Origin of the sequence: Chitinimonas sp. BJB300, assembly GCF_002735695.1 — a bacterium.
GTDB lineage: Bacteria > Pseudomonadota > Gammaproteobacteria > Burkholderiales > Chitinimonadaceae > Chitinimonas.
Genome location: NZ_PDZH01000009.1, coordinates 1 through 13458, shown reverse-complemented (window position 1 = coordinate 13458; position 13458 = coordinate 1). Strand labels below are relative to the sequence as shown.

Below are 13458 nucleotides of genomic sequence, written 5' to 3'. Positions count from 1 at the left end.
TGCCCCGTTTGCTGTGTAGTGAGCGCTTGCTTATGTTTCGCTGTGAATGGCTGTTGGCAATGAAGTGCTGCTCGAAAGCCGAAATGCATGTTGGTGCAGGAAGATTTCGAGCAGTGCATTCATCCCGGTTGCCGCTGTGCATCACGGCAGTCAGCAGGTGTAAAGACCGCAATGATGCGGTACCCATTGGAGTAAAACCCTAGCGTGTTTGAACGCCATCAAGGCGGGGACAAAGCCGTCCTCGTGTGTCTCGATTTCGGTGAGCCGGACTATCTGGAAAACATCGAAGAATTCAAGCTTTTGGCTGAGGGCAATGGCTATAAAGCCCTGGCTGTCATCCAAGGTAAACGTCAGCGGCCGGACCCCAAGCTATTTGCGGGTTCCGGCAAGGTAGAGGAGATTGCTGCTGCAGTAGCGGCTACCGGTGCCAGTACGGTGCTGTTTAACCATGCCTTGGTGGGTGCGCAGGAACGAAATCTGGAGAAAATGCTGGAATGTCGGGTTTCCGATCGGGTTCGGTTGATTCTGGATATCTTCGGTCAGCGTGCTCGTTCAAATGAAGGCAAGCTTCAGGTGGAGTTGGCGCAGCTGCAGTACATGGCTACCCGTCTGGTGCGTGGGTGGACTCACCTTGAGCGTCAGCGCGGTGCTACGGGTACGCGCGGCGGCCCCGGTGAGACGCAGCTGGAAATGGACAGGCGCATGCTTAACGAGCGGGTAGTCAAGCTCAAGGCCAAGCTCAAGGATTTACAGCGACATCGTGATACCCAGCGCCGTGCGCGTGAACGCAGCAAGCAGTTTTCGGTTTCGCTGGTGGGCTATACGAATGCAGGCAAGTCAACGTTATTCAATGCATTGACCCATGGCAAGGCTTACGCAGCCGACCAGTTATTTGCCACGCTGGACACCACGAGCCGAAAGTTGTTTCTAGACCCGCAGCATTCGATTGTATTGTCCGATACAGTCGGATTTATTCGCGATTTACCACATGGTCTGGTTGCGGCTTTTCGCGCTACGCTGGAAGAAACGGTACGAGCTGATCTACTGTTACACGTGGTCGATAGCGCAAGCGATACCCGTGAAGCGCAGATTGAGGCTGTTAATCTCGTCCTGAAGGAAATTGAAGCCGACGCGATTCCGCAAATCGTGGTCTTCAATAAGATTGATCTCAAGGCGGGTGAGCCAGAGGTCGAACGGGACGAGTATGGTAGGATTCGCGCCGTCCGCATCAGCGCGAAGAAAGGACTGGGCCTGGATTTATTGCGGCAGGTACTGGTCGAATTAATGCCCGACTATTCAACGACGGAATAAAGCCTATATGTCGCAAGACCCGCAATGGGGCCGCCGAGGCAAAGACGGCCCGCCTGATCTGGACGAAATCGTCCGGCAGTTCAGCAACAAACTCAAACAATTCTTTGGCGGCAAACCTAGCCGACCCTCCGAGCCTTCGGGCCAGGGGCCATCTGGCAAGGCCGATATGCGCGCAATGGCAGGGGGTGTAACGGTTGTACTCGGGGTGGTGGGCCTCTTGTGGGCTGCCAGCGGCTTTTATGTGGTGGACGCCCGCGAGGAAGCGGTAGTGCTTAGGTTCGGACGCTACATCGAGACGACCAATTCTGGTTTGCATTGGCGCATGCCTTGGCCGGTCGAACAGCATGAAATTGTCAAGCTCTCAGAGGTGCGGTCGGTCGAAGTCGGCTTCCGAGGTGATGCAAAAAGCCGGATCGAGGGCGAGTCGCTCATGCTGACCCAGGATCAGAACATCATCGAGATGCAGCTTGAGGTGCAGTATGACGTCAAGTCTGCCTATGACTTTGTGTTCAACAATGCCACCAATGACAGCGACGCACGTGATCTGGTCAAGCAGGCCGCTGAAACCGCTATTCGTGAGGTGGTGGGTCGAAACAAGGTTGATTTTGTGTTGAACGAAGGGCGGGGCCAGGTTGCTGCGGATACCACGCGTTTGATCCAGACGCTGCTGGATGCCTATGGCACAGGCGTGCGCGTCAGCCGGATCAACATCAGTGATGTGCAGCCGCCAGAAGCCGTGCAGGCTGCGTTTGCCGACGCTGTGAAGGCGGGGCAGGACAAGGTCAAGCAAACCAACGAAGGCATCGCCTACGCGAATGATGTGATTCCCAAGGCAAAGGGGCACGCTGCCCGCTTGTTGCAAGAAGCCGAGGGTTACAAGCAGAGCGTGATTGCCCGTGCCGAAGGTGAGGCGTCCCGCTTCAAGCAGGTCGCCACGGAATACGCCAAAGCACCGCAAGTAACGCGTGACCGCATGTATCTTGATGCCATGCAGCAGATTATGACCAACAGCACCAAGGTATTGGTGGACCAGAAAGCCAGCGGGAACTTGCTTTACCTGCCCTTGGACAAGCTGATTCAGATGAGTGGCCAGTCAACGCCTGCGTCGGTAGAAACAACGGCTGAGCAGCAGCGGATAAATGCAGAGGTGCCGGTAACCGTTGTGCCGCGCACACCACCTTTGCGTAGCGAACGGGAAGGGCGTTGAAATGAACAGATTTATTCCGGCGCTTGCCATCGTATTGTTTGGGCTCTTGGTTTTGAGCATGAGTGTTTTTACGGTAGACCAACGCCAAGCTGCGATGGTTTTCCAGCTTGGTGAAGTGGTGCGGGTGGTGAAGGCGCCAGGTATTCGTTTCAAGGTGCCTTTGCTGCAATCGGTGCGTTATTTTGACCGTCGCATACTTACCATGGATGCAGAAAGCCCCGAGCGCTTCAATACGATCGAGAAGAAGAATGTCTTGGTCGATAGCTATGTGAAGTGGCAGGTCACTGACGTCGAGCAGTATTACAAGAGCGTAGGTGGCAATGAACGTGTCGCTGCCGCGCGTCTACGTAAAACCGTCAATGATGTGTTGCGTGCTGAATTCGGTAAGAAGACCGTGCAGGACGTCATCTCGGGCAAGCGGGACGAGGTTATGGAGGTAGTGGGGCAGGTGGCGGATGCGGATGCGCGCAAGATTGGTATCCGTATCGTCGATGTGCGCCTCAAGCGTGTGGACTTCCCTGACGACATCAGCAATGCGGTTTTCGACAGAATGATTTCTGAGCGTAAGACCGTGGCCAACCAGTTGCGTTCGGAGGGTTCGGCCGAGGCGGAAAAAATCCGTGCCGATGCCGACCGTCAGCGCGAGGTGATTCTGGCGAATGCCTATAACCAGGCGCAACAGCTTAAGGGTGATGGCGATGGTAAGGCCGCGGCCATTTATGGTGCCGCCTACGGCCAAAATGCTGAGTTTTATGCCTTCTACCGCAGCCTGGATGCGTACAAGCAGACCTTCAAATCGAAGTCTGATGTGATGGTGGTCGACCCTAGTTCTGCCTTCTTCAAATACATGAAGGACCCGCGGGCGAAGTGAGCGGCTTGTGGGATAATTTAGGCTTCGCTCTGGCCCTCGTGCTGATTGCCGAGGGCCTGTTGCCGTTCTTGTCGCCACGTTTGTGGCGCAGCACCTTTGAGCGAATGATTGCGCTTGAAAATGGCCAACTCCGTTTTATTGGTTTTATCTCCCTGTTGGCAGGTGTGCTTCTGCTGCTGGTTTTTTGAGCGTCTGTATCAATGAGAAACTGGATTCTTCCTGAAAATATTGCCGACCTGCTGCCTCCCGAAGCGCGACGGGTCGAAACCCTGCGGCGTGCGTCGCTGGATTTGATCGCGAGCTTTGGCTACGAGTTGGTGCAGCCGCCACTGATCGAGTATGTGGATTCGCTGCTGACGCGTGATGATGCCGCCTTGGACTTGAAAACATTCAAGCTGACCGATCAATTGTCGGGTAGGCAGCTTGGCCTTAGGGCCGACATCACGCCTCAGGTGGCCCGTATTGATGCGCATCTGCTCAATCGCCAGGGTGTGACGCGCCTGTGCTATGCCGGTCCTGTTGTACATACCTTGCCTGATGGCATCATGGCGGCGCGCGAGCCTTTGCAGTTGGGTGCTGAAATCTATGGGTTTGCCGGCGTGGCTGCGGATGTGGAGATTGTCGAACTGATGGGTGAGTGCTTGAAGCTTGCCGACATTGACCATGTTCATCTCGATATTGGACACATTGGCCTCTTCCTGGCTTTGGCGGATGCTGCTGGTTTGCAGGGCGCTGCGCGTGAGTCGGTGTTTCGGACGATTCAGCAAAAGGATGTCGCGACCTTGGCGGCGTTGCTGATAAATGTGCCGAAGGATTTACAGTCGGGTTTATTGGCCCTGCCTAATCTGTATGGCGATGTGGCGGTGCTTGCCCATGCAGAGCGTCTGCTGCCGCCGTTGGATGCCGTGAAAGCCGCGCTGGCAGAGTTGCGGGAATTGACGGATGCGCTGGCGGCGCGTGGCATTACCCCTAATTTTGATTTGGCGGAATTACGCTCTGGCTACTATCACACGGGTTTGGTATTTGCTGCTTATGCTGAAGGTTGGCCCAATGCAGTGGCGCGTGGTGGCCGCTATGACCATGTCGGCGAACAGTTTGGCCGTTCGCGACCTGCTACCGGCTTCAGCTTGGATTTAAAAGAACTGGCGTGGCGCTTGCCGCCTGCGTCTGTACGCTTGGCTATCCTTGCACCGCCGACTTTTGATAGTGGCTTGGCTGAAACCATCCGCCAGTTACGCGCCGATGGTGAAACAGTCGTGGTGCGCCTGGGCGAGGTGGTCGACCTGGAGGAGCTGCATGTCGATCGTGAGTTGGTCTTGGTCGACGGCAGCTGGCAGGTGAGGGCGATCTGATTCATGCAAGGTTGTCGTTGATGGTTGGCTCTATGCTGTAGTGATTTGCGCGTGGTGCTTTATCTGGGGCCGCGGGTATTGAATCCCTCGGTTTTGGCTGGAAATTGTTTCGAGCCAGGACTGTTTTTCCATCCTTGGTCTGTTTTGCGGCGGGCCGGGACGAATGTTTGATTTCATAGCAATGAAGGAATATCCATGAGCCGTAACGTCGTGGTGATTGGCACCCAGTGGGGTGATGAAGGCAAGGGCAAGATCGTCGATTGGCTGACCGACCACGCAGAAGGTGTGGTGCGTTTTCAGGGTGGCCATAATGCGGGCCATACCCTGGTGATCGGAGGCAAGAAAACCGTATTGCGTCTGATCCCTTCAGGCATCCTGCACACGGGCCGTGCCTGCTTCATCGGCAATGGTGTGGTCATTTCGCCTGAGGCTTTGCTGAAGGAGATCGACGAGTTGGAAGCAGCCGGCGTGGATGTAGCCAGCCGCCTGAAGATCTCGGAAGCATGTCCGCTGATCCTGCCCTACCACATTGCGCTGGATCAGGCGCGTGAAGCCGCCAAGGGCGACAAGAAGATCGGCACCACCGGTCGTGGTATCGGTCCGGCTTATGAGGACAAGGTGGCCCGCCGTGCCATTCGCATCCAGGATTTGTTCTATCCGGATCGCCTCGCCGCCAAGCTCGGTGAAAACCTGGCGTACTACAACTTCCTGCTCAAGGAATATTTCAAGACCGAGACAGTGGATTTCCAGAAAACACTGGAAGACACCTTGCGGTTGGCCGAACGCATCAAACCTATGGTGGCGGATGTTTCGCGTATTCTGCACGACCTGAACAAGGCGGGTAAGCCGTTGCTGTTCGAGGGCGCGCAGGGCACGTTGCTTGATATCGATCATGGCACCTACCCCTTTGTCACATCAAGCAATTGTGTTGCGGGTGCTGCTGCGCCAGGCGCAGGCGTTGCCCCGCAGATGCTGCAGTACGTACTGGGTATCGTGAAGGCATATACCACACGTGTAGGTTCTGGGCCTTTCCCTACTGAATTGTTTGACGATGTGGGTTCAGGCTTGGCCAAGCGCGGCAACGAGTTTGGTTCGGTTACTGGTCGCCCCCGCCGTTGTGGTTGGTTTGATGCGGCGGCACTCAAGCGTTCGATTCAAATCAACGGCGTGTCGGGTTTGTGCGTGACAAAGATGGATGTCATGGATGGCATTGACGTGATCAAGTTGTGCACGGGCTACCGCATCAACGGTGAAGTGGTGGATATTCTGCCGGTAGGTGCCGAGGAGTTATCGGGTTGCTCGCCGGTCTACGAAGCGTTGCCAGGATGGAGTGAGTCAACTTTCGGTGTAAAGCGTTATGAAGATCTGCCGCAGAATGCACGCAACTATTTGACGCGCATCGCTGAGGTGACTGGCGCACCGATTGATATCATCTCGACCGGCCCGGACCGTGAGGAAACGATAGTGCTCCGGCACCCGTTTAACCACTAAGCCTGTTGAATACGCCCGGCTGCTGCTGGGCGTTGTTGTATATAGCCTCTGAATTTTAATGTTTGTAATAGCGGACCTGACTGCATGACCGTACTTTCCGTCAACATCAATAAGATTGCCGTTCTGCGTAATTCCCGCGGTGGCGATATGCCTAGTGTGATCGCTGCAGCCCAGACAAGCATTGCTGCCGGTTGTGGTGGCATTACGGTTCACCCACGGCCGGATCAACGCCATATCCGCCCTGGCGATGTGCATGAGTTGGGCGGATTGTTGGCTGGCAGCGACATTGAATTCAATATCGAAGGCAATCCCTTTGCGCCACCACGGGATGGGTATCCGGGGCTTGAGGCCTTGTGTGCAGCGGTTCGGCCTGCTCAGGTAACGTTGGTGCCTGATGCGGATGGTCAGATCACGTCAGACCATGGGTTTGACTTGCGCGCTGATTCTGCTCGTTTGCGCCCCTTGGTCGCGCAATTGAAGCGCCTGAACTGCAGGGTGAGCTTGTTCATGGATGCGGATTCGCCAGATATTGAACTAGCTGCCGAGGTGGGGGCAGATCGTATCGAGCTTTACACTGGCCCATATGCAGATGCATTTGCGGCGGGAGACTATGAGCAGGCATTGGTGCAATGCGCAAAGGCTGCGATGCGGGCGTCGGCGGTGGGTTTGGGGGTGAATGCAGGCCATGATCTGAGCCAAGCCAATCTGGGCGTGTTCTTGCGTACTGTGCCCGCGGTTGCCGAGGTATCTATCGGCCATGCCCTGGTGGGCGAGGCGCTGTACGCGGGGTTGGATGCGACTGTGCGCGCTTACGCCGCCATTTGCGCGGCCCGGGGCGCGTATTGATTAATGCAGCGTATTGACGGGGGAATGCTTGAGCTGTCTACTTTGCTTGCGACGTGAGGTCTGCCAACAGAGCTCGGCTTTGTGGGGAGGCAATATCAGGTATGTGGCGGGTGTTGATGTACTGATGCGCCCGCTAGGGAATATCGCGCAGTGGTGGGTCAGGCTTGAAAACAATAAAGCCAATACTTTCGTATCGGCTTTATTGAATGTTGGTGCCCAAGAGAAGACTCGAACTTCCACGGTGTTGCCACCGCTAGGACCTGAACCTAGTGCGTCTACCAATTCCGCCACCTGGGCTTCGAGCAACACTGCTGTGTTTGCAGTGTGCCGAGAAGTGCGCATTATAGAGAATCGAAACCTTGTGTCAAGCCTTGCCGTTGCTGGCGTTGCAAGGGTATTGGCTGGGGGTGTTGTAACAAAGCTGAAAGACAAAAAAGCCGATGCGTGTGCATCGGCTTTTTCGTTTAATACTGGTGCCCAAGAGAAGACTCGAACTTCCACGGTGTTGCCACCGCTAGGACCTGAACCTAGTGCGTCTACCAATTCCGCCACCTGGGCTTAGGACATCGCTGCAATTGCAGTAGCGTGTCAAAAGAGATGCGCATTATAGAGAGACAAAACGCTGTGTCAAACACGAAAACGAAAAAAACCGCGAAGACAATCAAGCTGCCCCGCGCGGCATTGAAGCTGCGGCAGGCTGATCCTTTTTACGAACAAGAACTTGCGACGTACGCGCAGCCTTTGCCAAGCCGCAGCTACATACTGCAGATTTTGGCGGAAAAGGGCATGCCTATGCTGCCCGAGGACCTGGTTGCGCTGTTTGCCATCCAGCCCGATGAGTCAGAATTCTTCTCACGCCGTATCAATGCGATGGCACGTGAAGGCGAGGTGGTGATCAATCGCAAGGGTGCCATCTGCATCGCCGAGAAGCTAGATTTGATTAAAGGGCGGGTCCAAGGCCATCCGGATGGTTTTGGATTTGTGGTGCCCGATGACGGGACGCCGGACTTGTTCATTGGCCCTAGGGAGATGCAGAAGGTGCTGCATCGGGACCGAGTGATGGTGCGCGAGGTCGGCACAGATCGACGCGGCCGGCGTGAAGGCAAGGTGGTTGAAGTGCTCGAACACATGAATAGCCGGATTGTGGGGCGATTGCATGTGGAGAAGGGCGTCAGCTTTGTCCTGGCGGAAGACCGGCGCATTGGCCAGGAAATCATGGTTTCGCCCGAAGGTAGTCTGGATGCGGAGACAGGGCAGATTGTGACGGTGGAGTTGATCAGCCAGCCAAATAAGTACGCCAAGGCAATTGGTAGAATTGTTGAAGTGCTGGGCAACTACGCTGATTCGGGGATGGAAATAGAAATCGCCTTGCGTAAGCACGATCTACCTTATGAGTTCTCGGATGCGGCTGAGGCGCAAGCCAGGAAGACCGCCAAGAAAGTGTTGAAGAAAGACTGGAAGATCGCGGAAGGTTTGCAACGCGAAGATTTGCGCGATATGCCGTTGGTGACCATCGACGGAGAAACCGCGCGTGATTTCGATGATGCGGTGTATGCCGAAAAGGCAGGCAAGGGTTGGCGGCTGGTCGTGGCGATTGCCGATGTGAGCCACTATGTACGACCAAACGATGCGTTGGATGCAGCAAGCTACGACCGTGGCAATTCGGTTTACTTTCCTCGGCGGGTTATTCCTATGCTGCCCGAGGCTTTGTCGAATGGCATCTGCTCTCTCAATCCTGATGTGGAACGCTGCTGTATGGTCTGCGACATGCAGATCAATGCGAAAGGTGTCGTGAAACATTACCGTTTCTACCCTGCGGTGATGTTGTCCAAAGCCCGTTTTACCTACACCGAGGTGGCCGAGATACTCAAGAAGCCCAAAGGCAAGGCTGCCAAAGCGCGCAAGGGACTGGTCACGCACCTGCAGGATTTGCACGGCCTGTATCAGACCATGTTGAAGGCGCGTTGCGTACGGGGCGCGATTGACTTCGAGACCACCGAAACCCAGATGGTTTTCAACGAGGCGGGCAAGATTGAGCGGATTGAGCCAGTGCAGCGCAATGAGGCGCATCGGTTGATAGAGGAATGCATGCTGGCGGCAAATGTGTGCGCTGCGAATTTTCTGGGTGAGCACAAGCATGCTTCGTTGTATCGGGTGCATGAGGGCCCAACTGAACGTAAGTTGGAAAGCTTGCGCCGTTTTCTGGGTGGGCACGGCTTAAGCCTGGGTGGGGGCGATGAACCACAAGCCAGCGACTATGCGACTTTGATGGGGTTGGTGAAGCAACGGCCTGATGTGAGCCTGATGCAGACAATGTTATTGCGTTCGATGCAGCAGGCTGTGTATACGCCGGAGCAACAGGGCCATTTTGGCTTGGCTTATGAGGCGTATACCCACTTCACCTCGCCGATTCGTCGCTACCCCGACCTGTTGGTACATCGTTCCATCAAGGCGGTCTTAAAGGGCGACACCTACAAGCCGGGCAATTGGGCGGAGATAGGCGCGCACTGTTCCAGTACCGAGCGGCGCGCCGATGAGGCAACCCGAGATGTGCAAAACTGGCTCAAGTGTTATTTCATGCGAGACCGTATCGGCGAAGTCTGTGACGGTGTAATCTCGGCGGTGACCAGTTTCGGCGTATTTGTGCTGCTGGATGGATTGTTTGTCGAAGGGCTGGTGCATATCTCCGAGTTGGGGAGCGATTACTTCCACTGTGATGATGCCAAGCATGTATTGCGGGGCGAGCACAGCGGTAAGTCATTTGGCTTGACTGACCGCATCACCATTAAAGTGGCCAGGGTGGATTTGGAGGCGGGCAAGATAGACTTTGTGTTACATGACAAGTCGGTTGCCGGGAGCAAACGGGCTGCCAAGGCACTACCGACTTAGGGGCTGTGGGGTGGAACTCATGGCTTGATTGATCAGCGCGGCTGAGCGCGTTATTTGAATTGCTGGACCTGTTTCTTGTATTCGGGTGATTCTCTTACCTCGGCCACGGCATCCCAAACGAGCTTGGAGAATTCGCTGTATTTGGTGACAAATGGCTTGGACAGCATCAGGAAGTAAGGCTTTTCAGCCAGGGGAGGGCTGAGACGCTCAATTTTGCCGCGCATGTCTGCATTGGCAGCAATGCTGGCATCGCCCTCTTGGGTTTGTAGCGCAACGGCGGCCACTCGGCCGACCAGTAACTTTCTCAGGTTGTCATCCGCAATCCGCGTGCCGTCATCTACGGTAATGCCCATGGCTTTGAGCTGGTCAACAATAGAAAAGCCCGCCTGAGCGCCAATACCGGCTTCCGCATTGCGAATAACTTTGCCATCCCAATCGACATTGGTGCCCTTCAGGCGATAAAGGCTGTAACTGTCATCAAACATGCGTTTGCTGATGTCTGGCTTGTCGCCAATCATGGGGAAATTTCCCAGTTCCATCCGGTCGGCCTTGAAGCTGATCTTGAACAACCCATCGAAAATCCCGTGTTTGACCACCTCCATGCAGCGCTTCCAGGGCAGTGGCTGGATATCCATCTTGACCTCCAGGCGCTTCTCCACCATCTGCATCATGATGATGCTCAAGCCAGGACGATTTTTCAGCAGCCAGGGGTAGGAGTCTTCATCTTCAATGCAAAGTTTGATGATAGGGGGCTTGTCGGCCGAGAAGGCAGAGCAAGTTGTCAGCAAGGTAATGACACTGAGCCGACAAAACCAGTTCGGCATTGGAGCCTCCTGTTGCAAGGATATCCATTTATAGCCCTGTAAGACTGCGATTTCCATTTTGGCTGCGGGCACCCCGGGTGCTTGCAAAGGGTGTGTCTTTGTTCAGGGCTTATGCACTTTAGTGTTGTTTTGCCGTGTTGAAACGGAGCATGGGTGCCCGGTTGATTAGGAGAGATGCTATAACCCTGGCGCTACATTGCTAGGAGGGGCCTGAGATTGTGTAGCTACCCCAAAATCTGTTGGCTAGCCCATGCCACGCAGTAATTGGTCGAGTTTGGTCCGGTATTCGTTACTTACATCGGTGATGCGCATGCCGGTACGGAATTCGCCCATGGAACCCACCAGGGAAGAGAAGATGGGTTTGCCCTGTACATCGACATACGAGACGCTGATATGCATGGAATCGGGGATTTGTAGGATGACCTTATAAGTAATGTGGGGAAAAAGCTGTTCCTTGCAAAAGAGAGAGATACCCTTTTGTGCTACTTCGGTTGCCTGTGCCTGGATGACCCGATCAGGTTCGTTCAGCGGAATGACGGCAGCCTTCCAGCGAACCAGCCTGCGGCCGGAAGTGCGTTGGTCAAACATGCTTAGCCCTGGTTTGATATGTCTGTTATTGATTCTAGGCGATGGCTGCGGCGCTTCAAGGCGCAGTCCATGGCCGTGATATGCTGAGCTAGCTTTATTGTGGAGACCTTTTATGTATTTTGTTGATCGTTCGATTGCTGTGATCAAGCCGAAGCAGCTTTTTTTGGACTGGCTGAATGGTCTGCCGGATAACGAAGTCACGTTAAGCCTGGATGACGTGCGCAGTGATTGCACTGTACTGATGATTCCCGAGGTAAACGAACAAGAAGATGGCATTGCCTATATCGATGATATGGCTGACCGTGTGTTCGAGATGGAGCTGGCCTCTTGGAGTCAGGATGAAAAGCACTGGCCCAAGTCGCGTAACCTGAAGACTTTCTGGGACTGGTTTGATGTAGAGATTCATACCGTCCTGATGGATAGCGTCGATCAGGATATCCACAACAGTCCTGCCGACCATGGCCTGCACTGAAGTTATGTGGATTCAGCCTTGATTCAGCCCGGTGTTTTGCAGATTTGAACCCATTTGGGGGATTGGTCTGATCCCAACCATAAAAAGGAATGCACATATGAATCGAATTGCCCGTTTGACGCTCTTGGCATTATTGGCTGGCGGTGCGTTGGCTGAAGATACCATTGCGTACAACATCGTCAGCCTGCAGGCTGACGCGCGCCGCGAGGTGCAGAACGACCTCGCCCAGGCGTCGCTTTATGTCGAATTTAGCGAAACCAATCCTGCCTCATTGTCAGACAGGCTTAACCGTGCACTTTCTGACGGGTTGAAGGTGGCGAAGGCTTATCCCGGCGTCAAGTCAGCCAACGGCGGGAACAGTGTCTACCCGCTCTATGGCAAGAACAACAAGGCTGAAGGCTGGCGGGGGCGGGCGGAAATTCGTTTGGAAAGTACCGACTTCAAGGCGCTGGCTGAATTGGTTGGCAAGCTGCAAGCGAATATGCAGCTTGGCGGGATGAGCTTTGCCGTGTCGCCTACCACCATGGAAAAAGCAGAGACCGAACTGATCGACGAGGCCGTAAAGGCATTCCGGGGCCGCGCGGAAGTGGTCAAACGCAGTGTGGGCGGCAAGGGTTATAAGTTGGTGAGCATTAACGTCAACACGCAGGGTGGCGGTTATGCCCCGCCGCCGATGATGCGAGCTAAGGTGGGGATGTTGCGCGCTGAAGCCATGGATGCGGCGCCGCCCCCAATGGAAGGAGGGCAAAGCGTGGTAACGGTGGGGGTTAGCGGTAGTATCCAGATTGAACAGTAGGACTGGGTCCTGGCCGATGGTTACGGATATTGAGCAAGTTGTCGGCTAGGTCCTGCTCAAGCTATGTCTCGCCTTGGTATGCCAAACCTGCGTTTGCAATTACGTCCTTCACGCTATCCGGCTGTGGGCGTGGTGTCGCTGCATACAGTGGCGCTGCCGATGGTGTGGCTGAATAGTCTGGCGTGGCCGGTGAAGCTTGTGTTGCTATTGCTGCTGTTGGCATCGGCTGCATGGTATTGGCGTCATCTGCATGGGCAGCGCTTGCCGTCAGAGATACGGCTGTTGCCCGATGGTGATTGGGCCTTGTCTTTTGGCGCAGAAGAGGTGGAAGCCAAACTGGACCGTGGCGTCTATCGCAGCCTTTGGTTGATGCGCCTGCCTTTGCAGTTGGCCGATGGTAGCCGGCTATTGTTATTTCTTTGGCCTGATAGCGCATCCCCTGCGCAGTTGCGCCAGCTGCGTAGTTGGTTACGCTGGGGGTGAGCACGGTTTTGGAACCTGGCTAATGGTCTGCTACGCGTGGGCAATATGGCGTGAAGACATGCGCTTTTACCACTTGTAAACGCCGCTTCCTCGGCTGTTTCCGCCTTGTCTTGTCTTGACTCGCGAGATTTTAGACGGATTCTTAAGACGCGATGTCCGGTGTAGCTGATGCATAAGGGCCAGTTCGACTGGCCCTTTTTTATGTGCGCCCAGCATGGGCGCACTCCTGCGGGTGGAAGTCCCGCCGTAAGTTGATCACAGCGAACGAAGTGAAGCGCAACTGCGTGAGGGCGACCGAGCGTGGGAAGGAAGCGTGGATCGTAAACCG

Annotated in this window: 13 protein-coding genes and 2 tRNA genes; 11 read left to right on the top strand and 4 right to left on the bottom strand. The window is 55.0% G+C overall.

Going from position 1 to position 13458, the window contains the following annotated elements; genetic code table 11:
- Nucleotides 1-204: 204 nt before the first annotated feature.
- The 7 genes from hflX to CSQ89_RS02650 all read left to right on the top strand — a co-directional run bounded on the left by hflX (nt 205) and on the right by CSQ89_RS02650 (nt 7078).
- Entirely contained in the window at nt 205-1311 is a 1107-nt protein-coding gene (gene hflX / locus CSQ89_RS02680) for a GTPase HflX (RefSeq protein ID WP_099404651.1), read from the top strand.
- Nucleotides 1312-1318: 7 nt separating this feature from the next.
- Nucleotides 1319-2518: an FtsH protease activity modulator HflK gene (hflK, locus tag CSQ89_RS02675; protein ID WP_099404650.1), complete on the top strand. Its 1200-nt coding sequence runs from the start codon at nt 1319-1321 to the stop codon at nt 2516-2518.
- Between the two features lies 1 nt (nt 2519).
- Entirely contained in the window at nt 2520-3389 is an 870-nt protein-coding gene (gene hflC / locus CSQ89_RS02670; RefSeq protein ID WP_099404649.1) for a protease modulator HflC, read from the top strand.
- Between the two features lie 5 nt (nt 3390-3394).
- Entirely contained in the window at nt 3395-3577 is a 183-nt protein-coding gene (locus CSQ89_RS02665) for a DUF2065 domain-containing protein (protein ID WP_099404688.1), read from the top strand.
- 12 nt (nt 3578-3589) lie between these two features.
- Nucleotides 3590-4741 (top strand): ATP phosphoribosyltransferase regulatory subunit, encoded by a 1152-nt coding sequence (locus CSQ89_RS02660; RefSeq protein ID WP_099404648.1) that lies wholly within the window; start codon nt 3590-3592, stop codon nt 4739-4741.
- Nucleotides 4742-4936: 195 nt separating this feature from the next.
- Nucleotides 4937-6232, top strand: coding sequence for an adenylosuccinate synthase (locus CSQ89_RS02655; protein WP_099404647.1), 1296 nt, complete (start codon nt 4937-4939; stop codon nt 6230-6232).
- A gap of 84 nt (nt 6233-6316) precedes the next feature.
- Nucleotides 6317-7078: a pyridoxine 5'-phosphate synthase gene (locus CSQ89_RS02650; RefSeq protein WP_099404646.1), complete on the top strand. Its 762-nt coding sequence runs from the start codon at nt 6317-6319 to the stop codon at nt 7076-7078.
- Nucleotides 7079-7288: 210 nt separating this feature from the next.
- On the opposite strand, the gene CSQ89_RS02645 is transcribed toward CSQ89_RS02650, so the two are convergent.
- A tRNA-Leu gene (locus CSQ89_RS02645) sits at nt 7289-7375 on the bottom strand.
- Nucleotides 7376-7549: 174 nt separating this feature from the next.
- A tRNA-Leu gene (locus tag CSQ89_RS02640) sits at nt 7550-7636 on the bottom strand.
- A gap of 39 nt (nt 7637-7675) precedes the next feature.
- On the opposite strand from CSQ89_RS02640, the gene rnr reads away from it, so the two are divergent.
- Nucleotides 7676-9967 (top strand): ribonuclease R, encoded by a 2292-nt coding sequence (gene rnr, locus CSQ89_RS02635; protein ID WP_099404645.1) that lies wholly within the window; start codon nt 7676-7678, stop codon nt 9965-9967.
- Nucleotides 9968-10017: 50 nt separating this feature from the next.
- Here rnr and CSQ89_RS02630 read toward each other — a convergent pair whose 3' ends face one another.
- Both CSQ89_RS02630 and CSQ89_RS02625 read right to left on the bottom strand, forming a co-directional pair.
- Complete coding sequence (locus CSQ89_RS02630) at nt 10018-10791, bottom strand: substrate-binding periplasmic protein (RefSeq protein WP_099404644.1); 774 nt, start codon at nt 10789-10791, stop codon at nt 10018-10020.
- A gap of 243 nt (nt 10792-11034) precedes the next feature.
- A complete protein-coding gene (locus tag CSQ89_RS02625; protein WP_099404643.1) occupies nt 11035-11379 on the bottom strand; it encodes a hypothetical protein in 345 nt (114 codons plus the stop codon).
- A gap of 112 nt (nt 11380-11491) precedes the next feature.
- Between CSQ89_RS02625 and CSQ89_RS02620 the strand changes: the two genes are divergently transcribed.
- The 3 genes from CSQ89_RS02620 (at nt 11492) to CSQ89_RS22835 (ending at nt 13130) form a co-directional block, all read left to right on the top strand.
- Nucleotides 11492-11851: a hypothetical protein gene (locus CSQ89_RS02620; protein ID WP_099404642.1), complete on the top strand. Its 360-nt coding sequence runs from the start codon at nt 11492-11494 to the stop codon at nt 11849-11851.
- Between the two features lie 97 nt (nt 11852-11948).
- Nucleotides 11949-12647 (top strand): SIMPL domain-containing protein, encoded by a 699-nt coding sequence (locus CSQ89_RS02615; RefSeq protein ID WP_099404641.1) that lies wholly within the window; start codon nt 11949-11951, stop codon nt 12645-12647.
- 63 nt (nt 12648-12710) lie between these two features.
- Nucleotides 12711-13130, top strand: a complete 420-nt coding sequence (locus CSQ89_RS22835) for a protein YgfX (protein ID WP_099404640.1) — start codon at nt 12711-12713, stop codon at nt 13128-13130.
- Nucleotides 13131-13458: the final 328 nt, after the last annotated feature.

Excerpts from the sequence above, each read along its gene's own strand:
- hflK (WP_099404650.1), top strand. The coding sequence starts at position 1,319 with ATGTCGCAAGACCCGCAATGGGGCCGCCGAGGCAAAGACGGCCCGCCT.
- hflC (WP_099404649.1), top strand. The coding sequence starts at position 2,520 with ATGAACAGATTTATTCCGGCGCTTGCCATCGTATTGTTTGGGCTCTTG.
- CSQ89_RS02660 (WP_099404648.1), top strand. The coding sequence starts at position 3,590 with ATGAGAAACTGGATTCTTCCTGAAAATATTGCCGACCTGCTGCCTCCC.
- CSQ89_RS02655 (WP_099404647.1), top strand. The coding sequence starts at position 4,937 with ATGAGCCGTAACGTCGTGGTGATTGGCACCCAGTGGGGTGATGAAGGC.
- CSQ89_RS02650 (WP_099404646.1), top strand. The coding sequence starts at position 6,317 with ATGACCGTACTTTCCGTCAACATCAATAAGATTGCCGTTCTGCGTAAT.
- rnr (WP_099404645.1), top strand. The coding sequence starts at position 7,676 with ATGCGCATTATAGAGAGACAAAACGCTGTGTCAAACACGAAAACGAAA.
- CSQ89_RS02630 (WP_099404644.1), bottom strand. The coding sequence starts at position 10,791 with ATGCCGAACTGGTTTTGTCGGCTCAGTGTCATTACCTTGCTGACAACT.
- CSQ89_RS02625 (WP_099404643.1), bottom strand. The coding sequence starts at position 11,379 with ATGTTTGACCAACGCACTTCCGGCCGCAGGCTGGTTCGCTGGAAGGCT.
- CSQ89_RS02620 (WP_099404642.1), top strand. The coding sequence starts at position 11,492 with ATGTATTTTGTTGATCGTTCGATTGCTGTGATCAAGCCGAAGCAGCTT.
- CSQ89_RS02615 (WP_099404641.1), top strand. The coding sequence starts at position 11,949 with ATGAATCGAATTGCCCGTTTGACGCTCTTGGCATTATTGGCTGGCGGT.
- CSQ89_RS22835 (WP_099404640.1), top strand. The coding sequence starts at position 12,711 with ATGTCTCGCCTTGGTATGCCAAACCTGCGTTTGCAATTACGTCCTTCA.